The 26,654-nt window shown below is 62.9% G+C and carries 22 protein-coding genes and 1 tRNA gene; 6 read left to right on the plus strand and 17 right to left on the minus strand.

The genetic code is table 11. The annotated features are described in order from the left end of the window. Positions 1–119: 119 nt before the first annotated feature. The 4 genes from ACODS0_RS16790 to aceE form a co-directional block, all read right to left on the minus strand. A complete protein-coding gene (locus tag ACODS0_RS16790; protein WP_488836078.1) occupies positions 120–2,948 on the minus strand; it encodes a sensor domain-containing protein in 2,829 nt (942 codons plus the stop codon). Positions 2,949–3,131: 183 nt separating this feature from the next. After that, complete coding sequence (gene lpdA / locus ACODS0_RS16795; RefSeq protein ID WP_488836079.1) at positions 3,132–4,976, minus strand: dihydrolipoyl dehydrogenase; 1,845 nt, start codon at positions 4,974–4,976, stop codon at positions 3,132–3,134. A 19-nt stretch (positions 4,977–4,995) separates the two neighbouring features. Next, entirely contained in the window at positions 4,996–6,681 is a 1,686-nt protein-coding gene (gene aceF / locus ACODS0_RS16800; RefSeq protein ID WP_487254928.1) for a dihydrolipoyllysine-residue acetyltransferase, read from the minus strand. Positions 6,682–6,698: 17 nt separating this feature from the next. Next, positions 6,699–9,422, minus strand: a complete 2,724-nt coding sequence (aceE, locus tag ACODS0_RS16805) for a pyruvate dehydrogenase (acetyl-transferring), homodimeric type (RefSeq protein ID WP_487254927.1) — start codon at positions 9,420–9,422, stop codon at positions 6,699–6,701. A gap of 167 nt (positions 9,423–9,589) precedes the next feature. Between aceE and ACODS0_RS16810 the strand changes: the two genes are divergently transcribed. The 5 genes from ACODS0_RS16810 (at position 9,590) to ACODS0_RS16830 (ending at position 16,573) form a co-directional block, all read left to right on the plus strand. Continuing rightward, a complete protein-coding gene (locus tag ACODS0_RS16810; protein WP_488836080.1) occupies positions 9,590–12,151 on the plus strand; it encodes a PAS domain S-box protein in 2,562 nt (853 codons plus the stop codon). After that, on the plus strand, positions 12,148–12,774 hold the full coding sequence (locus ACODS0_RS16815) for a response regulator transcription factor (RefSeq protein WP_007848524.1): 627 nt from the start codon (positions 12,148–12,150) through the stop codon (positions 12,772–12,774). The genes ACODS0_RS16810 and ACODS0_RS16815 overlap by 4 nt, the downstream gene beginning before the upstream one ends. A 72-nt stretch (positions 12,775–12,846) precedes the next feature. Further along, complete coding sequence (gene folD / locus ACODS0_RS16820) at positions 12,847–13,701, plus strand: bifunctional methylenetetrahydrofolate dehydrogenase/methenyltetrahydrofolate cyclohydrolase FolD (RefSeq protein WP_488836081.1); 855 nt, start codon at positions 12,847–12,849, stop codon at positions 13,699–13,701. A gap of 72 nt (positions 13,702–13,773) precedes the next feature. Continuing rightward, a complete protein-coding gene (locus ACODS0_RS16825) occupies positions 13,774–15,843 on the plus strand; it encodes a M3 family metallopeptidase (protein WP_176885908.1) in 2,070 nt (689 codons plus the stop codon). A gap of 76 nt (positions 15,844–15,919) precedes the next feature. Further along, positions 15,920–16,573, plus strand: a complete 654-nt coding sequence (locus ACODS0_RS16830; protein WP_487254925.1) for a glutaredoxin domain-containing protein — start codon at positions 15,920–15,922, stop codon at positions 16,571–16,573. A 95-nt stretch (positions 16,574–16,668) separates the two neighbouring features. Here ACODS0_RS16830 and rpiA read toward each other — a convergent pair whose 3' ends face one another. Continuing rightward, a complete protein-coding gene (gene rpiA / locus ACODS0_RS16835; protein WP_121506478.1) occupies positions 16,669–17,358 on the minus strand; it encodes a ribose-5-phosphate isomerase RpiA in 690 nt (229 codons plus the stop codon). 37 nt (positions 17,359–17,395) lie between these two features. Between rpiA and ACODS0_RS16840 the strand changes: the two genes are divergently transcribed. Further along, on the plus strand, positions 17,396–18,448 hold the full coding sequence (locus ACODS0_RS16840) for a quinone-dependent dihydroorotate dehydrogenase (RefSeq protein ID WP_488836082.1): 1,053 nt from the start codon (positions 17,396–17,398) through the stop codon (positions 18,446–18,448). A gap of 106 nt (positions 18,449–18,554) precedes the next feature. Here the strand turns inward: ACODS0_RS16840 and ACODS0_RS16845 are convergent, their stop codons facing one another. The 12 genes from ACODS0_RS16845 to iscU form a co-directional block, all read right to left on the minus strand. Next, on the minus strand, positions 18,555–18,887 hold the full coding sequence (locus tag ACODS0_RS16845) for a hypothetical protein (RefSeq protein WP_121420102.1): 333 nt from the start codon (positions 18,885–18,887) through the stop codon (positions 18,555–18,557). Continuing rightward, entirely contained in the window at positions 18,887–19,282 is a 396-nt protein-coding gene (locus ACODS0_RS16850) for a phage holin family protein (RefSeq protein WP_055395878.1), read from the minus strand. The genes ACODS0_RS16845 and ACODS0_RS16850 overlap by 1 nt, the downstream gene beginning before the upstream one ends. Positions 19,283–19,324: 42 nt before the next feature. After that, on the minus strand, positions 19,325–19,627 hold the full coding sequence (locus tag ACODS0_RS16855; protein WP_008904788.1) for a DUF883 family protein: 303 nt from the start codon (positions 19,625–19,627) through the stop codon (positions 19,325–19,327). Positions 19,628–19,773: 146 nt separating this feature from the next. Continuing rightward, on the minus strand, positions 19,774–20,871 hold the full coding sequence (locus tag ACODS0_RS16860; RefSeq protein WP_488836083.1) for an NAD(P)/FAD-dependent oxidoreductase: 1,098 nt from the start codon (positions 20,869–20,871) through the stop codon (positions 19,774–19,776). Between the two features lie 29 nt (positions 20,872–20,900). Further along, complete coding sequence (locus ACODS0_RS16865; protein ID WP_488836084.1) at positions 20,901–21,938, minus strand: histone deacetylase family protein; 1,038 nt, start codon at positions 21,936–21,938, stop codon at positions 20,901–20,903. A 188-nt stretch (positions 21,939–22,126) separates the two neighbouring features. After that, a tRNA-Val gene (locus ACODS0_RS16870) sits at positions 22,127–22,201 on the minus strand. Positions 22,202–22,238: 37 nt separating this feature from the next. Further along, positions 22,239–22,952, minus strand: a complete 714-nt coding sequence (dnaQ, locus tag ACODS0_RS16875; RefSeq protein WP_488836085.1) for a DNA polymerase III subunit epsilon — start codon at positions 22,950–22,952, stop codon at positions 22,239–22,241. Continuing rightward, entirely contained in the window at positions 22,952–23,290 is a 339-nt protein-coding gene (gene fdx / locus ACODS0_RS16880) for an ISC system 2Fe-2S type ferredoxin (protein ID WP_055395870.1), read from the minus strand. Before fdx ends, dnaQ begins: the two co-directional genes overlap by 1 nt. Positions 23,291–23,330: 40 nt before the next feature. Continuing rightward, positions 23,331–25,202, minus strand: a complete 1,872-nt coding sequence (gene hscA / locus ACODS0_RS16885) for a Fe-S protein assembly chaperone HscA (RefSeq protein WP_488836086.1) — start codon at positions 25,200–25,202, stop codon at positions 23,331–23,333. An 80-nt stretch (positions 25,203–25,282) separates the two neighbouring features. Further along, positions 25,283–25,801, minus strand: a complete 519-nt coding sequence (gene hscB / locus ACODS0_RS16890; RefSeq protein ID WP_228895215.1) for a Fe-S protein assembly co-chaperone HscB — start codon at positions 25,799–25,801, stop codon at positions 25,283–25,285. An 87-nt stretch (positions 25,802–25,888) separates the two neighbouring features. Then, positions 25,889–26,212: an iron-sulfur cluster assembly protein IscA gene (gene iscA, locus ACODS0_RS16895; RefSeq protein WP_008904781.1), complete on the minus strand. Its 324-nt coding sequence runs from the start codon at positions 26,210–26,212 to the stop codon at positions 25,889–25,891. 26 nt (positions 26,213–26,238) lie between these two features. Beyond that, positions 26,239–26,643 carry a Fe-S cluster assembly scaffold IscU gene (gene iscU, locus ACODS0_RS16900; protein WP_121420096.1) on the minus strand — a complete coding sequence of 135 codons (405 nt, stop codon included), beginning with the start codon at positions 26,641–26,643 and terminating at the stop codon, positions 26,239–26,241. Positions 26,644–26,654 lie beyond the last annotated feature (11 nt).

Below are 26,654 nucleotides of genomic sequence, written 5' to 3' on the forward strand. Positions count from 1 at the left end.
ACCTGTAACAATGAGCCAAATGCGCCTTTGATCATCTTCCAGGCGAAAAAAGCCCCCTGCAGCAGCCCATGCAGAGCTGCGCGGTGCGGGCGGATCGTGGCCAGCCCAGCGGGCTCCTGTCAGGCGCCAAACATGCCCAGCAACTGCTCTCGTGGCACCGCTTTGCTGAACAGAAAGCCCTGAGCCAACTGGCATCCTTCCGCCGCCAGGAAGTCTGCCTGCTCGGGCGTTTCCACGCCTTCCGCCACCACCTCCTGGTTCAAGCAGCGCGCGATCGACAAGATGGCCTTGATGAGCTCGGCCCTGAAATGGTCGGTGGTCGCGGAGTGGATGAACGATTTGTCGATTTTGAGCGTATCGATGGGGAAGCGGGCCAGATAGGACAGCGCCGAATACCCGGTGCCGAAGTCATCGATCGCGATGGTGGCCCCCATGTCGCGCAGGGCCTGCAGAGCCTTGACTGCAACACCGTCCTCGTCAAGAAGCAGGCTCTCGGTAATCTCAAACTCCAGCCACTGGGGTTTGCAACGCGTTTCGGACACGATTTCCTTCACCTGCGCCACCAGGCCGGAGGCCTGGATCTGACGGGCCGACAGATTGACCGCCACCTTGCGTGGCTGTGTGGCCCCGGCATTCCAGGCGACGGCGGTCGAGCAGGATTCGCGCAACACCCAGGCGCCCAGCTGGTTGATCAAGCCAGCGTCTTCTGCCACCGGGATGAACAACTCCGGAGACACCTGGCCCAGGCGAGGATGCGTCCAGCGCAAAAGCGCCTCACAGCCGACCGTTGCGCCGGACGCCAGCAGCACCTTGGGCTGGTAGTGCAGCGCCAGTTCACCGCGCTGGAGCGCTCGGCGCAGGTCGAACTCCAGGGTCAGCCGCTGCTGGGCATGCTCGGTCATATCCCTGGAGTAAAACCGGAAGCTGTTTCGCCCGGAGCGTTTGGCGGAGTACATCGCCGAATCTGCGTACTTGAGCAGCTCTTCTGCCGTCTCGCTGTCCGTCGGGTACACCGCAATACCGACACTGCAGGAGACGAAAATTTCCTGCCCCTCCAGCCAAAAGCTCTGGTTGAAGGCGGTCTTCACCTTCCCCGCCACACGCGCCAGATGGCTGCCGGTATGGATCTTTGGCAACAGCATGCCGAACTCGTCCCCTCCCAGCCTGGCTACGGTGTCATAAGTGCGCACACTGGCGCGCAGGCGCAGGGAGACCTCCTTGAGCAACGCGTCTCCCGCCGCATGGCCCATGGTGTCGTTGATCTGCTTGAAGCGGTCCAGGTCCACCACCATCACACCCGCCTGAGCGCGGTGGTAGGCCGCATCCTTCAGCATTTGCGCCAGCCGGTCATGGAACAGCACGCGGTTGGGCATCCCCGTCAGCGCGTCGTAGAAAGCCATCTGGTGGACCTTGTCCTGGTAGGCCTTCAGTTCACCGATATCCCGCCCCACCAGCAACACGCTCGAGACGCTGGCGTCGTCGTCCAACTCGGGGGTCAAACTCACCAAACTGCAGATTCGGCGCCCCAGCGCATCGGACCATTGCAGCTCCAACTCGACAGGCGTCTTGCTGTCCACCACCTGCACCAGATGTTGCGCCAACTTTGCCCCAACCTCTTGCCCCCAGAGCGCATGGGGCGAGCATCCCAGCGCGCCGGTGTCAAGCCGCCCCACCGCCTTCAGCAACACCGGGTTGGCATACCGGCAGCCGAACTGAAGATCAAAACGGGCAATCACATCGGGAGAGTTTTCGACCAGGGTACGGTACTCACGCTCCCGCAAGGTCAGCTCATCCTGCAGTTCCAGCCGTTGCGTTACATCGCGGGAGACCGTAATGAAATGTGGGCGCGCATCCACGCTGGTGCGCATTTGCGATACCGACAGTTCAAACCAGCGCGGGCCCAGAGAGGTCGCAACCGATATGACATGGCCCAACGACACGCCTTTGTGCTCTGCCTCCGCAAACGCCATCTCGGCAATCGCCACACTTTCAGGAGACAGCACTTCCTGCAGCGTCCGCCCCAGCAAAGCCTCCCGGCTGGCCGCCAATAACTCGGGGTTGCGCGTCCAGATATTCAGGTAACGGCCTTCCCGGTCGGTTTCGAACAACAAATCCGGAAAGGCATCAATCACCCCCTGGGCAAAGGCCAGCGCTTTCTGAAGTTCACTCTCGGTGTGCTTGCGGTCCGTGATATCTCTGGAATATCCCACCGTGCCCACCACCTTGCCATGCTGGTGCAGCGGAGACTTCCACACCTCCATCCAGCGCCGCTGCCCGTGCTCATCGACGTACAGCTCTTCCACGTAGTGGGCCACGCCCGCCGCCATGACAGCCTTGTCGTCGGCCACATACGTTTCCGCCAAATCCTTGGGGAAGAAATCGAATTCAGTCCGGCCCTCCAGTTCCGCCGTGGAGGCCACCCGCGCCACTCTGGCGTACGCGATATTGGCTGCCAGCAAACGGCTGTGCTCGTCCTTGAGCCAGACAAAAAATGGGAACTCGTCCAGCAGGGTGCGCCAATACTGCTGGCGCTGCTGAAGGGCCTCCTGCATTCGTTGGGCTTCCGACATGTCGCGAACGATGGAGACGGCAAACAAGCGCCCCTCCCGCCGCAGCGTCACACCGTGCACCTGCACGGCAATCTGTTTGCCGCTCTGGGTCTTGTGCACCGTGTCGATGACAAAAGCCTGGCCCTCCGGGCTTTGCAGTATTTCCTGGCACCGCTCCCTGGAAATGTTCGGATCGATGTCCGGCGGCCCCATCGTCAGCAGCGCCTCGCGGCTGTATTCCAGGGCGCGGGTGGCGGCATCGTTCACATAGACGAAGCGGCCCTCTTCGCCCAGTATAAGTACGGCATCCTGATACAGGTCCAGCCCCTTACCCAGCAGCACCCAGGCAAGGTTCGGGTCATCGTCAGGCTGAGCGGCGATGGTTGGCGTTACGGGCATCCTGCTTCCAGATCAACAATCTGCTGGTGGTCGTCGTACGCCCGCCTGGGAGACCGGCGATCGCTTCAGTCAATACCAATCAGCAACATTTTGCAACGATTGCAGGGGCGCGCAATGCGCAAAAGCCCGAACCGTTACCGGTTCGGGCTTTGTCTACTAGCTAGAAGCTGAGAAGCTGGCTACTTATTTCTTCTGCGGCGGAACATCCGTGCAGCTGCCGTGCGCAATCTCCGCCGCCATGCCGATGCTTTCTCCCAGCGTGGGGTGCGGGTGGATGGTCTTGCCGATGTCCACGGCGTCGGCGCCCATCTCGATGGCCAGGGCAATCTCGCCGATCATGTCGCCGGCATGCGTGCCCACCATGCCGCCGCCCAGGATCTTGCCGTGGCCATGGGCCTCTGGCGAGTCGTCGAACAGCAGCTTGGTCACGCCCTCGTCGCGGCCGTTGGCGATGGCGCGGCCGGAGGCCGTCCAGGGGAACAGGCCCTTCTTGACCTTGATGCCTTGCGCCTTAGCCTGGTCTTCGGTAAGGCCCACCCATGCCACTTCGGGGTCGGTGTAGGCCACCGACGGAATCACGCGGGCGTTGAAGGCGGCGGAGGCCAGTTCCTTGTTGCCCTGCAGTTCACCAGCAATCACTTCTGCCGCCACATGCGCCTCATGCACCGCCTTGTGCGCCAGCATGGGCTGCCCCACGATGTCGCCGATGGCGAAGATGTGCGGCACGTTGGTGCGCATCTGGATGTCGACGTTGATGAAGCCACGGTCCGTCACGGCAACGCCTGCCTTTTCGGCGGCAATCTTCTTGCCGTTGGGTGTGCGGCCCACAGCCTGCAGCACCAAGTCATACACCTGCGGCTCGGGGGCGGTGCCGCCCTCTTCTGCCGGGGCGAACGTGACCTTGATGCCTTCCGGTGTCGCTTCGGCGCCCACCGTTTTCGTCTTCAACATGATGTTGTCGAAGCGCTTGGCATTCATCTTCTGCCAGATCTTGACGAGGTCGCGGTCGGCGCCCTGCATCAGGCCGTCCATCATCTCGACCACATCCAGGCGCGCGCCCAGCGTGCTGTACACGGTGCCCATTTCGAGGCCGATGATGCCGCCGCCCAAAATCAGCATGCGCTTGGGCACTTCCTTGAGCGCCAGGGCGCCGGTGGAGTCGACCACGCGTGGATCGTCTGGCATGAAGGGCAGGCGCACGGCCTGGCTGCCGGCGGCGATGATGGCCTTCTTGAAGGCGATGACCTTCTTGCTACCCGTCTTCTCCTGCGCGGTGCCGGTGGTTTCTTCCACTTCGAGGTGGTTGGCGCCGACAAAGGCTCCGTAGCCGCGCACGGTGGTCACCTTGCGCATCTTGGCCATGGCGGCCAGGCCACCGGTGAGCTTGCCGATGACCTTTTCCTTGTGGCCGCGCAGCTTGTCGATGTTGACGGCAGGGGCGCCAAAGTCCACGCCCAGGTCGGCCATGTGACTCACTTCGTCCATGACGGCTGCCACGTGCAGTAGGGCCTTGGACGGGATGCAACCCACGTTCAGGCACACGCCGCCCAGGGTGGCGTAGCGCTCGACGATGATGACCTTGAGGCCCAGATCGGCCGCGCGGAAGGCAGCCGAGTAGCCGCCGGGGCCGCCGCCGAGCACGAGCACGTCGCAGTCCATATCGGCAGTGCCTGCAAAGCTGGATGCTACTAAATTGATAGCTGCTTGCGCTTGTGGGGCGGGCGGTGGGGCCTGTTTTTGCTCAGAAACTGCGGGTGCCGGGGCTGTAGCAGGCGCTGGAGCTGCCGCGCCCTGCACTTCCAGCGTCAGCACCACCGAGCCTTCGGCGATCTTGTCGCCAAGCTTCACTTTCAGCTCCTTGACCACGCCAGCATGGCTGGAGGGGATCTCCATGGAGGCCTTGTCGGACTCCACGGTGATCAGGCTTTGCTCGGCCTTGATGGTGTCGCCGGGTTTGACCAGCACTTCGATGATGGCCACTTCGGCGAAGTCGCCGATGTCGGGCACCTTGATGTCGATGATTGCCATGGTGTGTCTTGCCCTTCCGTTACATCACGATGCGGCGGAAGTCCGCCAGCAGCGAGGCAAAGTACACGTTGAAGCGTGCGGCGGCCGCGCCATCGATCACGCGGTGGTCCCAGCTGAGCGACAGCGGCAGCATCAGGCGCGGTGCGAACTGCTTGCCGTCCCATTTCGGTTCGATGCTGCTCTTGCACACGCCCATGATGGCGACTTCGGGCGCGTTGATGATGGGCGTGAAGTAGCGCCCGCCAATGCCGCCCAGCGAGCTGATGGAGAAGCAGCCACCGGTCATGTCGGCCGGACCGAGCTTGCCGTCGCGCGCCTTCTTGGCCAGGTCGCCCATCTCTTGCGAGATCTGGACGATGCCCTTCTTGTCGGCGTCGCGGATGACGGGCACAACGAGGCCGTTGGGCGTGTCGGCCGCAAAGCCGATATGGAAGTACTGCTTGAGCACCAGCTGGTCGCCGTCGAGCGAGCTGTTGAACTCGGGGAACTTCTTGAGCGCGGCCACGGCGGCCTTGATCATGAAGGCGAGCATGGTGACCTTGACGCCACTCTTCTCGTTCTCTTTGTTGAACTGCACGCGGAAGGCTTCGAGGTCGGTGATGTCCGCGTCGTCGTGGTTGGTGACGTGCGGGATGACGACCCAGTTGCGGTGCAGATTGGCGCCACTGATCTTCTTGATGCGCGAGAGGTCCTTGCGCTCGACGGGGCCGAACTTGGTGAAGTCGACCTTGGGCCAGGGCAGCAGATCCAGGCCCACACCGGAACCGCCAGAGCCACCGGATGCGGCAGGCGCCTTGGCAGCCTGCGCCTTGGTTTGGGTGGCACCCGCCATCACCTGCTTGGTGAAGGACTGCACGTCGTCTTGCGTGATACGGCCCTTGGGGCCACTGCCCTTGACTTCATCGATGGGCACACCCAGCTCGCGGGCGAACTTGCGCACCGAGGGCGATGCGTGCGGCAGGCCCGCTGTGGGCGTGCCAGGCTGGTGGGCGGGCACGGAGGCCGTAGCGGCGACCGGTGCAACGGCTGCTGCAACCGGTGCGGGGGCTGCAACAGGCGCAGCAGCGGGAGCCGCCGCCGGCGCTGCGGGCGCTGCAGCGGCAGCTGGCGCACTGCCCGCCACCCCTTCCAGCAAGGCCACCAAGTCGCCGATGTTGACGGTGTCCCCAATCTTGACCTTGAGCTCCTTGACCACGCCAGCGGCGGGCGACGGAATCTCCATGGAGGCCTTGTCGGATTCGACGGTGAACAGCGATTGTTCGAGCTTGATGGTGTCGCCCACCTTGACCAGCAACTCAATGACGGCCACGTCCTTGAAGTCGCCAATGTCGGGCACGCGCACTTCCACCGGGCCTGCAGTTGCAGGGGCTGCAGCGGGTGCAACCGGTGCTGGCGCAGCGGCCGCAACGGGGGCGGGTGCAACAGCGGCAGGGGCTGGCGCAGCAGCCGGGGCTGAGGCAACCGCGTCTGCCGACTCGACCACGGCAATCACAGAGCCCTGCTTGACCTTGTCGCCCAGGGCGATTTTGAGTTCCTTGACCACGCCTGCGTGGCTGGACGGAATCTCCATCGATGCCTTGTCAGACTCGACAGTGATGAGCGACTGCTCGGCCTTGACCGTGTCGCCCACCTTGACCAGCAGTTCGATCACGCCCACTTCGTCGAAATCCCCGATGTCCGGGACTTGAATGTCTACCAATGCCATTGTTGTCTCCGTTCGGTTTACGCGTACAGCGGGTTGACCTTGTCGGCCTGGATGTTGTACTTGGCGATCGCCTCAGCCACCTTGGTGGCGGGCAGGATGCCGTCTTCGCTCAGCGCCTTGAGCGCAGCGACCACGATGTAGTGGCGGTTGATCTCGAAATGCTCGCGCAGCTTGCTGCGGAAGTCGCTGCGGCCAAAGCCGTCGGTGCCCAGCACCTTGTAGGTGCGGCCCTTGGGGATGAACGGACGAATCTGCTCGGCGTAGGCCTTCATGTAGTCAGTGGACGCGACCACGGGACCTTGCGATGCGGACAGTTGCTGCGTGACGAAAGGCACCTTCGCTTCTTCGGTCGGGTGCAGCAGGCTCCAGCGCTCGGCGTTCTGGCCGTCGCGGGTCAGTTCGTTGAAGCTTGGGCAGCTCCACACCGAGGCGGCCACGCCCCAGTCCTTTTCAAGCAGTTCTTGCGCAAAGAACGATTCGCGCAAGATGGTGCCGCTGCCCAGCAGTTGCACGGTGGGCGCATCCTTGGGCAGTGCGGGCGCCTGTTTGCACAGGTACATGCCCTTGATGATCTGCTCTTCGGTGCCGGGTTGCAGGCCGGGCATGGGGTAGTTTTCGTTCAGCAGCGTCAGGTAGTAGAAGACGTTTTCCTGGCGCTCGACCATGCGCTTCATGCCGTCGTGCATGATCACCGCGACTTCGTGCGCAAAGGTCGGGTCGTAGCTCACGCAGTTGGGGATGGTGTTGGCCAGGATGTGGCTGTGGCCATCTTCGTGCTGCAGGCCTTCACCGTTGAGCGTGGTGCGGCCTGAGGTGCCGCCCAGCAAGAATCCACGGGCTTGCATGTCACCCGCCGCCCAGGCCAGGTCACCAATGCGCTGGAAGCCGAACATCGAGTAGTACACGTAGAACGGGATCATGATCCGGTTGTTCGTGCTGTAGCTGGTGGCCGCCGCGATCCAGCTGCTCATGCCGCCGGCTTCGTTGATGCCCTCTTGCAGGATCTGGCCGGCCTTGTCTTCCTTGTAGTACATGACCTGGTCTTTATCGACCGGGGTGTACTGCTGACCTGCGGGGTTGTAGATGCCGATCTGGCGGAACAGGCCTTCCATGCCGAAGGTACGGGCTTCGTCCACCAGGATGGGCACCACGCGCGGGCCCAGGGCCTGGTCGCGCAGCAGCTGCGTGAGAAAGCGCACGTAAGCTTGCGTGGTGGAGATTTCGCGGCCCTCGGGTGTAGCCTCCAGGATGGCCTTGAAGGTGTCCAGCGCAGGCACGGTGAAGCTCTCGTCGGCCTTCACGCGACGGTGTGGCAGGTAGCCGCCCAAGGCCTTGCGGCGCTCGTGCAGGTACTTCATTTCCGGGGTGTCGTCGGCGGGCTTGTAGAAGGGCAGTTCGGCAAGTTGGCTGTCGGGGATCGGGATGTTGAAGCGATCGCGGAAGGCCTTGATGTCTTCGTCGCTGAGCTTCTTGGTTTGGTGAACCGTGTTCTTGGCTTCGCCAATCTTGCCCATGCCAAAGCCCTTGACGGTCTTGACCAGCAGGACGGAAGGCTGGCCGCCATGGTTTTGAGCGGCATGGAATGCGGCATAGACCTTTTGCGAATCGTGGCCGCCGCGCTGCAGGTTCCAGATCTCGTCGTCGGTCATGTGCTCGACCATCTTCAGGGTGCGAGGGTCGCGGCCGAAGAAGTTCTTGCGCACGTAGGCGCCGTCGTTGGCCTTCATGGCCTGGTAGTCGCCGTCGTTGGTTTCCATCATGAGCTTGCGCAGCGCACCATCATGGTCTTTGGCGAGCAACTCGTCCCAGCCCTTGCCCCAGATGAGTTTGATGACGTTCCAGCCCGCGCCACGGAACTCGCCTTCGAGTTCTTGAATGATCTTGCCGTTGCCACGCACGGGGCCATCCAGGCGCTGCAGGTTGCAGTTGATGACAAACACAAGGTTGTCGAGCTTCTCACGCGCTGCCAGGCCAATGGCGCCCAGGGATTCGACCTCGTCCATTTCACCATCGCCGCAGAACACCCAGACCTTGCGGTTTTCGGTATTGGCGATGCCGCGGGCATGCAGGTACTTGAGGAAACGCGCCTGGTAGATGGCCATCAGCGGGCCCAGGCCCATCGACACCGTGGGGAACTGCCAGAACTCGGGCATGAGCTTGGGGTGCGGGTAGCTCGACAGGCCCTTGCCGTCCACTTCCTGGCGGAAGTTGAGCAACTGCTCTTCGCTCAGGCGGCCTTCCAGGTAGGCGCGGGCATAAATACCGGGCGATACGTGGCCCTGGATGTAAAGCAGGTCACCGCCGTGATTTTCGCTCTCGGCGTGCCAGAAATGGTTGAAGCCCGCGCCAAACATGCTGGCCAGCGAGGCAAAGGAGCCGATGTGGCCGCCCAGATCGCCACCTTCGGGCGGGTGATGGCGGTTGGCCTTGACCACCATGGCCATGGCGTTCCAGCGCATGTAGGCGCGCAGGCGCTGTTCGATTTCAAGGTTGCCGGGGCTGCGTGCCTCCTGGCTGGGCTCGATGGTGTTCACGTAGCCGGTATTGGCCGAGAACGGCAGGTCCACGCTGTTCTGGCGGGCGTGTTCCAGCAATTGCTCCAACAGGTAGTGGGCGCGCTCGGCCCCCTCTTTGTCGATGACGGCGGACAGCGCATCCATCCACTCACGGGTTTCCTGTTGGTCGGTATCGGTGGCGGGCGCGTTGCCGTTTCCGGCCTGAGGGTCGGGCTGAGCTGACATGCTTTGTCTCCTGTAGGTGTGGCAGCAATTTAGTACGTTGGCTCTAGTTTCGCATATTTTTTTAGAATTTCAAATGGTGCCCATGCATTTCATATTGCAAGAAAATGCTGCGAACGCACATTGCACGTGCCCCGGATTCCGGGCTGCGGCTCCCCTACACTTGAAGGATGGATTTCCTGCCCCCTCACCCCTCCCCCACAGCCATGGTCGTGGCGGCGCCCGCCCGCTGGTGGCGCAAGTGGTGGCGCGGGTTGTCGCCAACCCGGCAGGACCGGTTTGCAGCGCTGGCACCCTTGGCTGCCGTGCTGATGTTTCTGGCCGCCATCGTGGCGGCGTTCTGGTATTTGCGCGCCGAAGAGGCCGAGCGCGAACAAGAAGCCCTACGGCGTGACGTGGAATACGCGCAACAGCGTGTGCGCCTGCGGCTGCTGGAGCGGCAAGAACAGCTCATGCGCATTGCGCGTGACCTGTCCAACCAGGAGCTGGAACGCACAGAGTTTGTGAGCCGCGCCGAAAGCCTGATCAGCCAATACCCCGAACTGCAGGCGATCACGTGGATCGACGAGCGCCGCCGCATCCGTGCCAGCCATGCAGCGCCCACGCTGGCCAGCAGCGAGTTGCGCATTGCCGGCGAAGTGCTCAAACCCGGCGACACGGCCGACACCTTTGGCCTGGCCCGCGACCTGCAACAGCCGGTGTACGCCCAGCCGGCCGCAACCTCGGGCGATTCAACCCCGCTGCTCCAGCTGCAGGTGCCTTTGAACAACCAGGGCAAATTCAGCGGGGTGGTGCTGGGCGAATACTCCATCGACAGCCTGCTGCGCTACGGCACGCCGACCGAGGTGCTGGCACGCTACGCCGTCACGCTGCTCGATGGCAAGAACCAGGTGCTGGCCGGAACCCCTCTGGGACCGCGCAACACGGCCACACAGCTCCTGCCTTGGTCACCCCGAGCCAACGAATACGAGGTCCCCGTCTCCCCGGTGGGCAACGGGCTGGTGCTCAAGGCGCAGGCCTACCGCACCTCGCTGGGCGTGGTGGGCAGCGGGCTGTTCTGGCTGGTGGGCACGCTGAGCGCGATGACGGCCTGGATGCTGATCGCCACCTGGCGCCACACCCGCCGCCGCATGCAGGCCCAGCAGGCCCTGGTGGCAGAGACGAACTTCCGCCGCGCGATGGAGAACTCCATCCTGACGGGCATGCGCGCGCTGGACATGGAAGGCCGCATTACCTATGTGAACGCCGCTTTCTGCCAGATGACTGGCTGGAGCGAGGCCGAATTGGTGGGCCTGAAAGCACCCTTCCCCTATTGGCCCGACTCCGACCACGAAGCCTTGCACGCCAAGCTGCGCGACGAACTGTCGGGCAAAACCATCGTCGGCGGCTTTCAGGTGCGGGTGCGGCGCAAAAGCGGCACGCTCTTCGATGCGCGACTGTATGTGTCGCCCCTGATCGATGCACACGGCCAGCAGACGGGCTGGATGACCTCGATGACGGACATCACCGAGCCCAACCGCATCCGCGAACAGCTTTCCGCATCGCACGAGCGCTTCACCATCGTCCTGGAATCGCTGGACGCCTCGGTGTCGGTGGCCCCGCTGGGCAGCGAAGAACTGCTGTTCGCCAACAAGCTCTACCGCCAATGGTTCGGCTCGCAGACGGGCGGCCACCTGCAGCTGGTGGCGCAGGCGGGCGTGGTGCCAGTAGCGGGCACGGAGCACACGGGCATGGACGACGAAGACGGACTCATGGGACTGCCCACCGACCCACTCACCAGCGCCCGCACCGAGAACGCCGAAATCTACCTGCCCGACCTGGGAAAGTGGCTCGAAGTACGCTCGCGCTACCTCAACTGGGTGGACGGCCGACTGGCCCAGATGGTGATTGCCACCGACATCACCCCCCGCCGCCAGGCCGAAGAGCAGGCGGCGCGCCAGGCCGAGCGCGCCCAATCCGTCAGCCGCCTCATCACCATGGGCGAGATGGCCTCCAGCGTGGCGCACGAATTGAACCAGCCGCTCACGGCCATCAACAATTACTGCAGTGGCATGGTCTCGCGCATCCAGAGTGGCCAGCTGACCGAAGAAGCGCTGCTCACGGCACTGCAAAAGACCGCCCACCAGGCCCAGCGCGCGGGCCAGATCATCCAGCGCATCCGGGCCTTTGTGAAGAAGAGCGAGCCCAACCGCACCCTGGCCGACGTGCATTCGATGGTCGACGAAGCCGTGGAGCTGGCCGACATCGAGCTGCGCCGACACAACGTGCGCCTGACGCACTATGTGGCCGCCCGCCTGCCGCCTGTGATGGTGGACACCATCCTGATCGAGCAGGTGCTGGTCAACCTGATGAAGAACGGCGCCGAAGCCATCCAGCACGCCAACCGTCCACCGTCGGGTCGCAGCGTGGAACTGCGCGTGGTGCCCAAACACGTCGAAGACCGCGAAGTGGTGGAATTTTCGGTGCAGGACACCGGCAAGGGCCTGGCCCCCGAAGTGCTGGAGCGCCTCTTCGAAGCCTTCTTCTCCACCAAGGAAGAAGGCATGGGCATGGGCCTCAATCTGTGCCGCAGCATCGTCGAGTCGCACCAGGGCAGGATGCTTGCGGAGAACCTCTACAATGGATCCGAGGTCACGGGCTGCAAGTTCTCCTTCTGGCTGCCGCTTGCCAAGCCTGCTGATGCCACTACAAATTCTGTAGCAAACATTCAAAAACCAAGGACAATTGCATGAGCTTGATTCCGAAAAAAGGCACTGTCTACGTTGTGGACGACGACGAGGCAGTTCGCGATTCCCTGCAGTGGCTGCTGGAAGGCAAGGACTACCGGGTGCGTTGCTTTGATTCGGCCGAGACCTTTCTCTCACGCTACGACCCCCGCGAAGTCGCCTGCCTGATTGTGGACATCCGCATGGGCGGCATGACGGGCCTGGAGCTTCAGGATCGACTGATCGAGCGCAAGTCCCCCCTGCCCATCGTGTTCATTACAGGCCACGGCGATGTGCCCATGGCCGTGAACACCATGAAGAAAGGCGCGCTGGATTTCATCCAGAAGCCTTTTGACGAAGAAGAACTGGTCGGACTCGTCGAGCGCATGCTCGACCACGCCCGCGAAGCCTTCGCCGGCTACCAGCAGGCCGCCAGCCGCGATGCCCTGCTGTCCAAGCTGACCAGCCGCGAAGCCCAGGTGCTCGAACGCATCGTGGCCGGTCGCCTGAACAAGCAGATTGCCGACGACCTGGGCATCAGCATCAAGACGGTGGAGGCGCACCGTGCCAACATCATGGAGAAGCTCAACGCCAACACCGTGGCCGACCTGCTCAAGATCGCCCTCGGCCAAAACGCCCCCAAGGGTTGATACTCACATTTTGATAGCTTCTCGCGCTTGCTGATAAAGCGCTAGAGACCAATTTGACTCATATTCTCTGACATGACAGCCCAACTCATCGACGGCAACGCCCTTTCCCGCCAACTGCGCGCCGACGTGGCGCAACGCGCCGCCTCCCTGAAAACCCGTGGCGTCACCCCCGGGCTGGCCGTTGTCTTGGTGGGCGACAACCCTGCCAGCCAGGTGTATGTGCGTAACAAGGTCAAGGCTTGCGAAGACAGCGGCTTGTACTCCGTCCTCGAAAAGTACGAGGCCGACATGACCGAAGCCGCGTTACTGGCCCGTGTGGAGGCCCTCAACAACGATCCGGCCATTCACGGCATCCTGGTGCAGTTGCCCCTGCCCAAACACATTGATGCGCAGAAGGTGATCGAAGCCATCTCGCCCGCCAAGGATGTGGACGGCTTTCACATCGCCAGCGCCGGGGCCCTGATGACCGGCATGCCCGGCTTCTGGCCATGCACACCCTATGGCTGCATGAAGATGCTGGAAAGCATCGGCTACCACCTCAAGGGCAAACACGCCGTGGTCATCGGCCGCAGCAACATCGTGGGCAAACCCATGGCGCTGATGCTGCTCGGCCAGAACGCCACCGTCACCATTTGCCACAGTGCCACCCAGGACCTCAAGGCTCAAACCCTGCAGGCCGATGTGATCGTGGCCGCAGTCGGCAAACGCAATGTGCTGACCGCCGACATGGTCAAGCCTGGCGCGGTGGTGATTGACGTGGGCATGAATCGCAATGACGAAGGCAAACTCTGCGGCGACGTGGACTTTGACGGCGTCAAGGAAGTGGCCGGCTGGATCACCCCCGTGCCTGGCGGGGTTGGCCCCATGACCATTACCATGCTGCTGGTGAACACCATCGAAGCCGCTGAGCGCACTGCAGGGCACTGACCTGGGTCAGTGCTGTCGATGTCGGCGGCTTTGCAACTTGAACCTGCGCCATCTGGCGCCATCTGATTTCGCATGAGCAACGCCCTTCTCGACTTCTCGGACCTCCCCCATTTCGACCGCATCACACCGCAGGACGTGGCGCCTGCCGTGGATGTTCTGCTGGAGCGTGCCAATGCCGCGCTGGAGACCGTCACCGCACCCGACTTTCCGGCCCGCTGGGATGCGATTGCGAAAGTGCTGGATGTGGCCACCGAAAGGCTGGGCACCGCCTGGGGCAGCATCAGCCACCTCAACAGCGTGGCCGACACCCCTGAACTGCGCGCAGCCTACAACGCCGCCTTGCCCAAGGTCACCGAGTTCTGGACGCGCCTGGGTGCCGATGAACGCCTGTACGCCAAGTACAAGGCCATCGACCCCGCTACCCTGACTGCAGAGCAGCGGCAGGCACACCTGAACGCGGTGCGCAACTTTGTGTTGAGTGGCGCGGAGCTGACCGGTGCCGCCAAGGAGCGTTTTGCGCAGATCCAGGAACGCCAGGCCGAGCTGAGCCAGAAGTTCAGCGAAAACGCCCTCGATGCCACCGACGCCTACGCTTACTACGCCACGGCCGAAGAGCTCGATGGCATTCCAGACGATGTCCAACAGGCCGCGCTGGCCGCAGCACAGGCAGACGGCAAGGAAGGCTACAAGCTCACCCTGAAGATGCCCTGCTACCTGCCGGTCATGCAGTTTGCCGCGCGCAGCGACCTGCGCGAGAAGCTCTACCGCGCCTATGTGACCCGTGCCTCCGACCAGGCTGAGGGCGATGCACGCAAATTCGACAACACAGCGCTGATCAGCGAAATCCTGGCACTGCGCCGCGAAGAGGCCCAACTGCTGGGCTACGCCAATTTTGGGGAAGTGTCCGTGGTGCCCAAGATGGCCCAATCACCGGCGCAGGTGATCACCTTCCTGCGTGATCTGGCCCGACGCGCCCGCCCTTACGCCGAGAAGGACATCGCCGACCTGCGCGCGTTTGCCGCCGAACACCTGGGCCTGGCCAATCCGCAGGCCTGGGACTGGCCCTACATTTCCGAAAAGCTCAAGGAAGCGCGCTACGCCTTCAGCGAGCAGGAGGTCAAGAAGTACTTCACGGCGCCCAAGGTGCTGGCAGGCCTGTTCAAGATCATCGAAACCCTGTTCGAAGTGTCCATCCGGCGCGACACGGCCGCCGTCTGGCACCCAGCCGTTGAGTTCTACCGCATTGAGCGCACGCACCCGGAGGGCGCCCATAAGGGCACCCAGCTGGTGGGCCAGTTCTACCTCGACCAACCTGCACGCACCGGCAAACGCGGCGGCGCATGGATGGACGATGTGCGCACACGCTGGCTGCGCCCCGACACGGGCGTGCTGCAAACCCCGGTGGCGCACCTGGTGTGCAACTTCGCCAGCGGCGTGGACGGCAAGCCACCGCTGCTCACTCACGACGACGTGATCACCCTCTTCCACGAGTTCGGCCACGGCTTGCACCACATGCTTACCCAGGTGAACGAGCGCGACGTCTCGGGCATTGGCGGCGTGGAGTGGGACGCGGTGGAGCTGCCCAGCCAGTTCATGGAGAACTTCTGCTGGGAATGGGATGTGCTCAAGCACATGACGGCCCATGTGGACACGGGCGAGCCCCTGCCCCGCGCGCTGTTCGACAAGATGATTGCCGCCAAGAACTACCAGAGCGGCATGCAGACGCTGCGACAGATTGAGTTCTCGCTGTTCGACATGCTGCTGCACACCGAACACGACCCGGCCCAGGACATCATGCCTCTGCTGGACCAGGTGCGCCGCGAAGTGGCCGTGCTGCAGCCCCCGGCATTCAGCCGCACGGCACACACCTTCAGCCATATCTTTGCGGGCGGGTATGCCGCTGGCTACTACAGCTACAAATGGGCCGAGGTACTGAGTGCAGACGCCTACGCAGCCTTCGAGGAAACCGCGGGAAGCGACGGTCTGCCGAGTATAGAAACGGGTCGCCGCTACCGCCAGGCCATTCTGGAAGCCGGTGGCAGCCGCCCTGCGATGGAATCGTTCAAGGCCTTCCGGGGCCGCGAGCCCAGCCTGGAAGCCCTGCTGCGCCACCAGGGCATGGCAGAAGAATCGACTGCCTGAGCGAACCGAACCCACGGCCTGAAATGCACACGTTGCACCCAGGCCTGACGACAAAGAAGGAGCAAGGAGAATGAACATGCACAAGCCACTGACCGCCCCCCTGTTGGCGACTTTGCTGATGACACTGGCCTGCGCCGGCGTGCAAGCACAAGGCGTCTACCGCATCGTCGGCCCGGATGGCAAAGTGACGTTTTCGGACCGACCTCCCGCCGACGCCAATGCCAACGCGCAGCCCGCCCGCACGGCCAACGAGGCGCCCGCTGTTGCCAACGGCGCGCTGCCCTACGAGCTGCGCCAGGTTGCCAACCGCTTTCCGGTCACTCTCTACACCGGCAACGACTGCCCGCCCTGCACCTCTGCGCGCAACCTGCTCACGTCACGGGGTGTCCCGTTCACCGAGCGCACCGTGTCCAGCAACGAAGACATCGCGGCGTTTCAAAGGTTGAGTGGCGGTACCGGCCTGCCCTTCGGCACCATCGGCGGCCAGCAGCTCGCAGGCTTTTCCGAAGGGGAATGGGTACAGTATCTGGACGCTGCGGGCTACCCGAAACAATCCGCACTGCCCCGAAACTACCGCCAGCCAGCGCCCACGCCGCTGGTGGCCGTCAAGGCGGCAGAACCCGCAGCAGCGGCCTCGGCCCCAGCGCCCGCAGCACCATCCAGGGCACGCCCGCCCGCACCTGTCAATGATGGGCCATCGCCCAGCAATCCCGCAGGTATCCGGTTCTGATCTCGGAGCGCGGGAACGCGCGGCCAACTGCCAAAACAAAGGGGCCTATTCAGGCCCCTTTTTCTTTGCCGGAAAAACTGCTCAGGAGTTCATGCTCAGTAGGTGAGCGTTTTCACACCCTGTGCGGTGCCCAACAGGCAGACAGACGCCTTCTGGTGGGCAAAAACCCCCACCGTCACCACCCCCGGCCACTGGTTGATGTCGGATTCAAACGCCAACGGGTCCGCGATCGAGAGCCCACGGACATCCAGGATGTGTTGACCGTTGTCGGTCACCAGGGGTTGCCCATCCCGCATCCGCAGCTGCGCCTGCCCCCCCATCGCCGCAAAACGCCGTGCAATGTGGTTGGCAGCCATGGGGATCACCTCGACCGGCAAGGGAAACTGCCCCAGCGCCTGGACCAGCTTGGATTCATCGGCAATACACACAAAACGCGTGGCCAGTGCCGCGACGATCTTCTCGCGCGTCAGCGCAGCGCCACCGCCCTTGACCATATGGCCTTTGCCATCGATCTCGTCGGCACCGTCGATGTAGACCGCAAGCGAAGCCACTTCGTTGGCATCAAACACTGGAATACCGAGCGCCTTGAGCCGCTCCGTGCTGGCCACCGAGCTGGAGACAGCACCCTTGATCTGGTCCTTGATGGTAGCCAGTGCGTCAATGAACTTGTTGACGGTGGAGCCGGTGCCTACGCCCACAATCTCGCCAGGCACCACATATTGCAGTGCGGCTTGGCCTACCAGGGTCTTGAGTTCGTCTTGGGTCAGGGAAGGAGTGGTCGTCATGGGAGAAAATCAGGGGTAATCCTGGAATTATCCCTCCATGTCCCTGATCCCCTACGCCCTCACCCGCCCCTTTCTCTTTGGCATGGATGCCGAGACCGCCCACGAACTCACCATGGACATGCTGGCACGCGGGCAGCGCACTCCGCTGCAGTGGGCCTGGTGCAACGAAACCGTGGACGACCCCGTGGAACTGGCAGGCCTGACTTTTCCCAACCGCGTGGGTATGGCGGCAGGCCTGGACAAGAACGCCCGCTGCATCGACGCGCTGGGTGCCATGGGCTTCGGCTTTGTCGAAGTGGGCACGGTGACGCCCAAGGCGCAGCCCGGCAACCCCAAGCCGCGCATGTTCCGCCTGCCCGAAGCCCGGGCGCTGATCAACCGCCTGGGCTTCAACAACGAGGGCCTGGACGCCTTCCTGCACAACGTGCAGCAGGCGCAATTTCGCACCCAAAGCCGCAAACATCCCCTTCTGCTGGGCCTCAACATCGGAAAGAACGCCACCACCCCCATCGAGAATGCCACCAGCGACTACCTGACCTGCCTGGAGGGCGTCTACGCCCACGCTGACTACGTCACAGTCAACATCAGCTCACCCAACACCCAGAACCTGCGCGCTCTGCAAAGCGACGCTGCCCTGGACGCCCTGCTGGGTGCCATCGCCGAAAGGCGTGAGGCCCTGGCCACACAGCATGGCCGCCGCGTGCCGGTGTTTGTGAAGATTGCCCCCGACCTCGACGAAGCCCAGGTGTCCGTGATCGCCGCCACACTGCAACGCCACGGGATGGACGGCGTGATCGCGACCAATACCACCATCAGCCGCACTGCCGTGCAAGGCCTGCGCCATGCAGGAGAGACCGGCGGCCTGAGCGGAGCGCCGGTTTTGGAGGCCAGCAACCAGGTCATCCGCCAGTTGCGGGCCGCACTGGGCAGCCGCTTTCCCATCATCGGTGTGGGCGGCATCATGAGCGCAGAGGATGCCGTCAGCAAAGTCCGCGCGGGCGCCGACGTGGTGCAGATCTATACCGGACTGATCTACGAAGGCCCCGCTTTGGTGGTGAAGGCCGCAAAGGCCATCAAAGCCATGGTTTGAGTCCAGGTCGCCCCGCTGAACCGGAAACACAAAGAGCCGCTGTGATCAGCGGCTCTTTGTGTTTGCGAGAGGCAGGCCGCCTTGCGCAGGTGCGTGCAGCACCGGCCTAGCGCCGCAGCCGCATCAACATGGGCAGCAGCACACCCGCCCAACGAATCAGGCGGCGCGGCCCTGCCACCAAGGCAACCCCTGCCATGGCCGCAACCGCCAGGGGATGCTCCCGCGCAAACCCTGCAGCGCGAAGCGCCATGGATTCGTCCATGCCGCCTGCCCCAGGGTCACGCTGCGCCAAGGCCAGCGACTGGGCCCGCGCAGCCCTGCGAGCGCGAAGACGTTCGCGTTGCAGGGCAATGCGGTCCAGCACCCGCTGCTGGGCAGCCGTCGGCGGGGGAAACACAGGCTGCGACATGGGAGATGGAGATGAAGGGGTCGTCGCCATTACAAACGCTCCTTGATGTCACGCCAGTCCTGTGCGAGTTCGCGGCGCGTGAGGGCGAAGCCATTGCCCGCCTTCTGAACCACGGAAACCAGCGACATCAGCGTCGCGGCCCATCCCACAGTCCACACGGCCGCGACCAACCAGGCCACCAGCGTGCGATGGGGGGTATCCCAGAAATGAACCAGCACCGCCAACGAAAGCATGATCAAGGCCACCACCGTGAGCCCTGCCACCACGATGGTCAACACCAGCATCTGCTGCAGGCGTTGTTTCTGATCCTGCCATTCCAGACGGGCGAGGTCCATCCGGTCTTCGGCCGCAATGGCGCCTTCGATCACATTGGCGCGCCACCGGGCCACCAGCGACTCCAGCCCCAGAAGAGAAAGCCAGTTCATGCGCAGCCCCCGTGTTGTGCAACCGAGCCCTGACGGCCCGGATCAGCGGCGTGCAAGCAGGAAGCCCACCAGCGCGCCCACCGCCAGTGCGGCCCCGGCCACGCGCCATGGTTCATCATGCGCATAGCGGTCGGCCGCAAGTGCCGCTTCTTTGGCCTGGCGGGCGGCATCTTGCGCCGCACGCACGGCAGACTCGCGCACGTTGTGCATGCCATCGTCAAGACGCTGGCGCAGCAGCTTGATTTCCGGAACCGCGTCGAGATCTTTGTTGGCCAGTAGCCCCCGCAGATCAGAAACCAGCTTTTCCAGTTCGCCCTGGGTCGTGGTGGTGTCGGAAGCAGTCATACAAGCCTTTCTTTAAGCAACAAAAAAATCAGTCAGCCCTGTCGGCAGAGCCGTGCAGAACACCAGTTCATCTTAGTCACCCGCTCTGTTCCCCTTCGTAGGACGGGGTCTCAAGAGGTTACCGATTGCAAATGGCTTGCCCCAGATCAAACGAGTGCGGCCACATGTTCTGCAATCGCCAGAGAACTTGTCAACCCCGGGGACTCAATGCCAAACAGGTTCACGAGACCGGGGATGCCATGGACTGATGGTCCCTGGATCACAAAGTCCGCTGCCGGCTCATCCGGTCCGTGGATCTTGGGCCGCATGCCCGCATAGCCGGGTGCCAGCTCCCCGTCGCGCAGTGCGGGCCAGTACTTGCGGACCTCGGCGTAAAACGCATCTCCGCGTGCGGGGTCTACCAACAGGTCATCTGGCGAATCCACCCACTGCACGTCGGGGCCGAACTTGGCCTGCCCACCCAGGTCCAGTGTCAGATGCACGCCCAGGCCTGCGGCCTCGGGCACGGGGTAGATCAAGCGGCTGAAGGGGGCTTTGCCGGACAGCGTGAAATAGCTGCCTTTGGCATAGCGAGCATGGGGCACATGATCCACCCCCAGCCCTGCGAATCGGCGGGCCAGCGCGGGGGCGTGCAGCCCTGCTGCATTGACCACCGTGCGCGCTCGCAAGCGCGTACCGTCGAATGCTTCCAAATTTATAGCATCTTGCGCACATTCCGCAAGCGCCAGGGGCGAATTCAGTGCAACAAGTCCCCCCGCATGCTCCAGATCGCCCTGCAGCGCGAGCATCAGGGCATGGCTGTCCACAATGCCGGTACTGGGCGAAAACAAAGCGGCAACACATTCCAGCGCAGGTTCCATGGCCTGGGCTTCATGGCGACCTAGCCAGCGCAGATCCAGCACGCCGTTGGCTTGCGCCCGCGCCTGGATGGACTCAAGACTTGACAACTGGCCCGTCGAGGTTGCCACCAGGAGTTTGCCGCAGCGGCGGTGAGGCACATTGCGCTCAATGCAGTAGGCATACAGCATGTCTCGGCCTCGCACGCACAGCTTGGCCTTCAACGAATCGGTAGGGTAGTAGATCCCGGCATGGATCACCTCGCTGTTGCGCGAGCTGATACCCGTTCCGATGGCATCGGCAGACTCCAGCACCATCACTTCGCGGCCCTGCAGGGCCAGCGCCCGCGCGACGGCAAGGCCCACGACACCCGCACCAACCACCACACAATCCACAGCATCCGCCATCACTCAGCCCTCCAATAGGCTCCGCATCCTCAAACCTGCTCGAACCCGTCGAGCACATTGACGGCGTTGGTGCCCAGTTCTGCAGCCGCATAGCCACCTTCCAGCACAAAGACGGTGGGCAGGCCCGCCCCTGCAAGGCGCTCACCCACCCGGGTGAAATCGGCGGACGCCAGCGCAAACTTCGAGATGGGATCGCCTTCAAAGGTATCGAGCCCGAGGGATACCACCAGGGCGTCGGCACCCTGGCTGGCAATACGCGCACAGGCGCTTTCCAGCGCATCGAACCAGGTCGTCGCACCGGTGCCTACAGGCAGGGGTAGGTTCAAATTGAATCCCGCGCCCTCGCCCACCCCGGTTTCGTCCGCATGGCCCAGATAAAACGGGTACTCGGTGCGGGGATCGCCATGGATGCTGATGAACAGCACATCGGCCCGGTCGTAGAAGATGCTTTGTGTGCCGTTGCCGTGGTGGTAGTCCACATCGAGCAACGCCACACGCTGCGCGCCCTGGTTGCGCAGCGCCTGCGCAGCCACGGCGGCGTTGTTCAGAAAACAATAGCCGCCCATGAAGTCCGGGCCTGCGTGGTGGCCGGGCGGGCGGGTGCAGCAAAACGCCGCGCGGGCACCTTGGGCCACCTGGGTCGCAGCGCTGGCGGCCGCATCGGCTCCCGCCTTGGCCGCAGTCCAGGTGCCAAAGGCCATGGGCGTGCCGTTGTCCATGGAATACAGACCCAGCCGCGCCACAAAATTTTCAGGCTCGACATCACTGCGCAAGGTGCGTACGGGCCAGACTGATGGGAACGGCTGCAGGCCGACATTGGCAGGGTCGAGGGCCAGCCATTGCTGCCATGCGGTCTGCAAAAAGGCCAAATAGCGCGGCGCATGCACCTGAGACAACACGGGGGCGCTATCCACGTCCGGGGCCATCAGGCCATGGCCGCGCGCCCGCAGCGCCTCTTCGACATAGTCCACGCGTGCAGGCTTCTCAAAACACGGCACGCGTTCGCCGCGAAAAAATTCATGGACGGGGGCGTGACCCTGGTGAAACGGATTGTGGAAGGTGATCATGGGTCAGGGCGTATCGATAGCGGCAAAGAGACCAGAGGACAGCGAGTGCGGTTCCAGGAAATGCAACTGCCGTGTAATCACGGTCCGACACTTTAGCCTCTCTACGGCGTGCAGCAGGCGAAACAGCCGCCCATGCAAACGCCCATGAAAAAACCCCTGCAGACCAAAATCTGCAGGGGTTTTCAAATTGGTGGGTGATACATGGATCGAACATGTGACCCCTGCCGTGTGAAGGCAGTGCTCTACCGCTGAGCTAATCACCCGTGTCTCTGTGACAGCCTTCTATTATGGCACAGCTTTTCAGGCCGCCTGAACAGTTCTCCAAATTGTTTTGCCACCACTGGCCTTGTCGATCTGCACCAGTAGCTCCGCGTGGGCCGCCTGTTCCTGCTCACTGGCACGCAGGACGGGCAAGTTCAATCCGCGCAGGTCGATGGCTGCGATCTTCAGGCCATCGCCACCGTCCTGCGCATCGTCGGAAATCAGCAGGGCATCCTGGCCGCGCGTGAGATTGATGTATACATCGGCCAGCAGCTCGGCATCCAGCAAGGCGCCATGCAGCGTGCGGCCCGAGTTGTCCACACCCAGGCGGTCGCACAGAGCGTCGAGCGAATTGCGCTTGCCCGGGTACATCTCCTTGGCCATGGCCAGCGTGTCGGTCACGCTCTCCACATAGTTGCGAAACGCGGGACGCCCCACCAGTTCCAGCTCCTTGTTCAGAAAGCCCACATCGAACGCGGCATTGTGGATGATGATCTCGGCACCTTGCAGGTACTGCAGGATGTCATCCACCACCTCGGCGAACTTGGGCTTGTCCTTCAGGAACTCGTTGCTGATGCCGTGCACCTTCAGCGCGTCTTCGTGGCTGTCGCGGCCGGGATTGAAGTACAGGTGCAGGTTGTTACCGGTGAGCTTGCGATTGAGCAGCTCCACACAACCCAGTTCAATGATGCGGTCACCACCTTCGGCCGAAAGGCCAGTCGTCTCAGTGTCCAAAACAATTTGCCGGGACATCAGTGGTTTTCCTTCGCGTGGTTGATCGTGTACTTGGGAATTTCCACGGTCACATCGGTTTGCGCAAGGATGGCCTGGCACGACAGGCGCGATTGTGGCTCCAGGCCCCAGGCGCGGTCCAGCAGGTCTTCTTCCTCTTCCTCGGCCTGGTTGAGCGAACTCAGCCCCTGGCGCACGATGACGTGGCAGGTGGTGCAGGCGCAGCTCATGTCACAGGCGTGCTCGATATTGATGTGGTTGTCCAGCAGCGCTTCGCAGATCGAGGTGCCAGCAGGCGCCGTGATTTCAGTGCCTGCGGGGCAGTATTCGGGATGGGGGAGGATTTTGATGACGGGCATGGGGTGTCTTTTTCTTGTTCAGAGGGATGCGCCGGGACGCTCAGAGGCTCGCGACGTTCTTGCCAGCCAATGCCTGCTGGATGCCGCGATTCATGCGCTGGGCCGCAAAACCTTCGGTGCCTTTGGCCAGTGCATCGGTCGCGGCTTCGATGACAGCGGCATCATCGGCATCGCGCTGGTGGCGCAGGGCCACCATCAAGGCATCGATGGCGGCGCGCTCCTTGGGGCTGAGCACATCGCCATCCGCATCCAACGCACTCTGGGTGGCGATCAGCATACGGTCGGCATCCACGCGCGCCTCGACCACGGCGCGAGCCTTCATGTCCTGCGCGGCAGTGGCAAACCCGTCCTGCAGCATGCGCGCAATCTGGTCATCGGAGAGACCATACGACGGCTTCACATCAATGCGCGCTTCCACACCGCTGCCCTGCTCCTTCGCACTCACACTCAAAAGTCCATCGGCGTCGACGGTAAAGGTCACACGGATGCGAGCAGCCCCTGCGGCCATGGGCGGGATGCCACGCAGCTCAAAACGCGCGAGGCTGCGGCAGTCTTGCACCAGGTCGCGTTCGCCCTGCACCACATGGATCGCCAAGGCGGTCTGACCATCCTTGTACGTGGTGAAGTCCTGCGCCTTGGCGGTGGGAATGGTCTCGTTGCGCGCCACGATGCGTTCCACCAGCCCGCCCATGGTTTCGATGCCCAGCGACAGCGGAATCACATCAAGCAGCAGCAGATCACCTGAGGTGTTGTTGCCCGCCAGCTGGTTGGCCTGGATGGCGGCGCCCAAGGCTACGACTTCATCGGGATTGAGGTTGGTCAGCGGCGGCTTGCCGAAGAACTCCTCCACGGCGCGCTGCACTTGCGGCATGCGGGTGGAGCCACCCACCATCACCACGCCTTGCACCTCGTCCCGTGCCAGATGGGCATCACGCAGCGCACGGCGCACTGCGGCCATGGAGCGTGCCGTCAAGTCGGCTGTGATCGCTTCAAAGTCCGACCGTTTGACGTCAAATCGGGCCTCAGCGCTTGATAGTAAAGCGCTGAATGCTGCCAAATCAGTAGCAGTCAAGGCCTCCTTGCAGGCGCGTGCAGCCATGCGCACGGCGGATTTGTCGGCTGCAGTGGTCGCCCGCAGCCCTAGCTGTTGCAGGACCCAGTCAGCCAGCGCGGCATCGTAGTCATCCCCCCCCAAAGCCGAGTCACCCCCCGTGGAAATGACTTCAAACACGCCCTGCGTCAGGCGCAAGATCGAGATGTCAAAGGTGCCTCCGCCCAGGTCGTATACGGCATAGACCCCCTCGCTGGCGTTGTCCAGGCCATAGGCAATCGCGGCAGCGGTGGGCTCGTTGATAAGGCGCAGCAGGTTAATACCGGCAAGCTTGGCCGCATCCTTGGTGGCCTGGCGCTGCGCGTCGTCAAAGTAGGCCGGCACGGTGATGACGGCGCCATAGAGATCGTCGTTGAAGGTGTCTTCGGCCCGGTAGCGCAGCGTGGCCAGAATCTCAGCGCTGACCTCAACGGGCGACTTGTTGCCATCCACCGTAGCGAGACTGACCATACCGCCCTCGTCACTATCGGCAGCAACCACGAAGTCGTAGGGCAACTTGCCCGCTTCCGCCACGTCTTTCAGGCCACGCCCCATGAAGCGCTTGGCCGAGGCGATGGTGTTGCGCGCATCCTGAGCCTGCGCCGCCACGGCGTCATATCCGATCTGGCGACCACCGTTTTCGAGGTAGCGCACAACGGAGGGCAGCAGCACCCTACCCTGCGCGTCGGGCAGGCACTCTGCCACGCCATTGCGCACAGCGGCAACCAACGAATGGGTCGTGCCCAGGTCAATACCTACGGCAATGCGCCGCTGGTGTGGGTCGGGAGATTGGCCGGGTTCGGAAATCTGCAAAAGCGCCATGAAATTTCGGGTCTCAACGTGGTGGAGCCTACCGTCACGTCAGCAAACGATAGAGGCCCCAAGGGGAAGGCAAAACCGCTCTATTGTCCCAGTTGCTCTCGGCGTCGTTCAATGTCGTCGGCAAATCGCGCAATGAACATGAGGGCTCTGACCTGGCGGGCCGCGCCCGCGTAGTCCTGCTGCTGGTCAATGAGTTGCTCGCACTGCGCCAGCGCGGCGCTGCGGGCCTGCGCGACAGCGTCATCCAAGGTGTCGAGTTCGCTCTCTGCGCGGGCATCTTCCAAAGCCTCGCGCCACTCCATCTGCTGCATCAAAAACGCAGTGGGCATGGCCGTGTTGTCCTCGGCATTGATGGGGGCTGCATGCAGTTCGCACAGGTAGGCCGCACGGCGCATTGGATCTTTCAGGCGTTGGTAAGCCTCGTTGATGCGCACGGACCACTGCATGGCCACGCGTTGCGCCGCCGCACCCTGCGCCGCGAATTTGTCGGGGTGTGCTTCGCGCTGCAGTTCCTTCCAGCGCGCATCGATGGCGCTGCGCTCCTGGGCAAAGCGGCGCGCAAGGCCAAACAATTCAAAGTCGTCAGATTGCAGGTTCATGCGCTAGTAGGCTGAATGCGGAAATCCAAGAAAAAACCGCCAGCACGCGACGCGATGGCGGTTCGACGGCGCGAAAGCAGCTGGTGATCAAACGCGGAAACTCTCCCCACAACCGCAGCGGTCACGCTCGTTGGGGTTGTTGAACTTGAAGCCTTCATTGAGACCCTCGCGCACAAAGTCCAGCTCGGTGCCGTCGATGTAGGCCAGGCTCTTGGGGTCAATCAGCACTTTGACACCGTGGTTCTCGAACACGATGTCCTCAGGCTCGCTGTCGTCCACATATTCGAGCTTGTAGGCAAGCCCGGAGCAGCCGGTCGTCTTGACTCCCAGGCGCACTCCCAGGCCCTTGCCTCGGCGGGACAAGTAGCGGTTGACGTGCCGTGCAGCGGCTTCTGTCAGCGTAATGGCCATGTCTCTCGATCTATTTATCTGTCAAATCAGGCAGCGGCAGTTGCAGTGGCTGCGTGCTTGGTCTTGTAGTCGAGCACAGCAGCCTTGATGGCATCTTCAGCCAGGATGGAGCAATGGATCTTGACGGGCGGCAGGGCCAGCTCTTCAGCGATCTCGCTGTTCTTGAGGGCTGCCGCTTCGTCCAGCGTTTTGCCCTTGACCCATTCAGTCACCAGCGAAGACGAGGCGATGGCCGAGCCACAGCCGTAGGTCTTGAAGCGCGCGTCTTCAATCACGCCGGTCTCGGGGTTCACCTTGATCTGCAGCTTCATCACGTCGCCGCAGGCGGGCGCGCCCACCATACCGGTGCCCACCGAATCGTCGCCCTTGTCGAACGAACCCACATTGCGGGGGTTTTCGTAATGGTCAACCACTTTTTCTGAGTAAGCCATGATGTGTACCT

The sequence above is a fragment of the Acidovorax sp. FG60 genome, assembly GCF_057808995.1.

Bases quoted from the DNA above. Each gene is read 5' to 3' on its own strand.
- ACODS0_RS16790 (WP_488836078.1), bottom strand. From the start codon at position 2,948: ATGCCCGTAACGCCAACCATCGCCGCTCAGCCTGACGATGACCCGAAC.
- lpdA (WP_488836079.1), bottom strand. From the start codon at position 4,976: ATGGCAATCATCGACATCAAGGTGCCCGACATCGGCGACTTCGCCGAA.
- aceF (WP_487254928.1), bottom strand. From the start codon at position 6,681: ATGGCATTGGTAGACATTCAAGTCCCGGACATCGGGGATTTCGACGAA.
- aceE (WP_487254927.1), bottom strand. From the start codon at position 9,422: ATGTCAGCTCAGCCCGACCCTCAGGCCGGAAACGGCAACGCGCCCGCC.
- ACODS0_RS16810 (WP_488836080.1), top strand. From the start codon at position 9,590: ATGGATTTCCTGCCCCCTCACCCCTCCCCCACAGCCATGGTCGTGGCG.
- ACODS0_RS16815 (WP_007848524.1), top strand. From the start codon at position 12,148: ATGAGCTTGATTCCGAAAAAAGGCACTGTCTACGTTGTGGACGACGAC.
- folD (WP_488836081.1), top strand. From the start codon at position 12,847: ATGACAGCCCAACTCATCGACGGCAACGCCCTTTCCCGCCAACTGCGC.
- ACODS0_RS16825 (WP_176885908.1), top strand. From the start codon at position 13,774: ATGAGCAACGCCCTTCTCGACTTCTCGGACCTCCCCCATTTCGACCGC.
- ACODS0_RS16830 (WP_487254925.1), top strand. From the start codon at position 15,920: ATGCACAAGCCACTGACCGCCCCCCTGTTGGCGACTTTGCTGATGACA.
- rpiA (WP_121506478.1), bottom strand. From the start codon at position 17,358: ATGACGACCACTCCTTCCCTGACCCAAGACGAACTCAAGACCCTGGTA.
- ACODS0_RS16840 (WP_488836082.1), top strand. From the start codon at position 17,396: ATGTCCCTGATCCCCTACGCCCTCACCCGCCCCTTTCTCTTTGGCATG.
- ACODS0_RS16845 (WP_121420102.1), bottom strand. From the start codon at position 18,887: ATGGCGACGACCCCTTCATCTCCATCTCCCATGTCGCAGCCTGTGTTT.
- ACODS0_RS16850 (WP_055395878.1), bottom strand. From the start codon at position 19,282: ATGAACTGGCTTTCTCTTCTGGGGCTGGAGTCGCTGGTGGCCCGGTGG.
- ACODS0_RS16855 (WP_008904788.1), bottom strand. From the start codon at position 19,627: ATGACTGCTTCCGACACCACCACGACCCAGGGCGAACTGGAAAAGCTG.
- ACODS0_RS16860 (WP_488836083.1), bottom strand. From the start codon at position 20,871: ATGGCGGATGCTGTGGATTGTGTGGTGGTTGGTGCGGGTGTCGTGGGC.
- ACODS0_RS16865 (WP_488836084.1), bottom strand. From the start codon at position 21,938: ATGATCACCTTCCACAATCCGTTTCACCAGGGTCACGCCCCCGTCCAT.
- dnaQ (WP_488836085.1), bottom strand. From the start codon at position 22,952: ATGTCCCGGCAAATTGTTTTGGACACTGAGACGACTGGCCTTTCGGCC.
- fdx (WP_055395870.1), bottom strand. From the start codon at position 23,290: ATGCCCGTCATCAAAATCCTCCCCCATCCCGAATACTGCCCCGCAGGC.
- hscA (WP_488836086.1), bottom strand. From the start codon at position 25,202: ATGGCGCTTTTGCAGATTTCCGAACCCGGCCAATCTCCCGACCCACAC.
- hscB (WP_228895215.1), bottom strand. From the start codon at position 25,801: ATGAACCTGCAATCTGACGACTTTGAATTGTTTGGCCTTGCGCGCCGC.
- iscA (WP_008904781.1), bottom strand. From the start codon at position 26,212: ATGGCCATTACGCTGACAGAAGCCGCTGCACGGCACGTCAACCGCTAC.
- iscU (WP_121420096.1), bottom strand. From the start codon at position 26,643: ATGGCTTACTCAGAAAAAGTGGTTGACCATTACGAAAACCCCCGCAAT.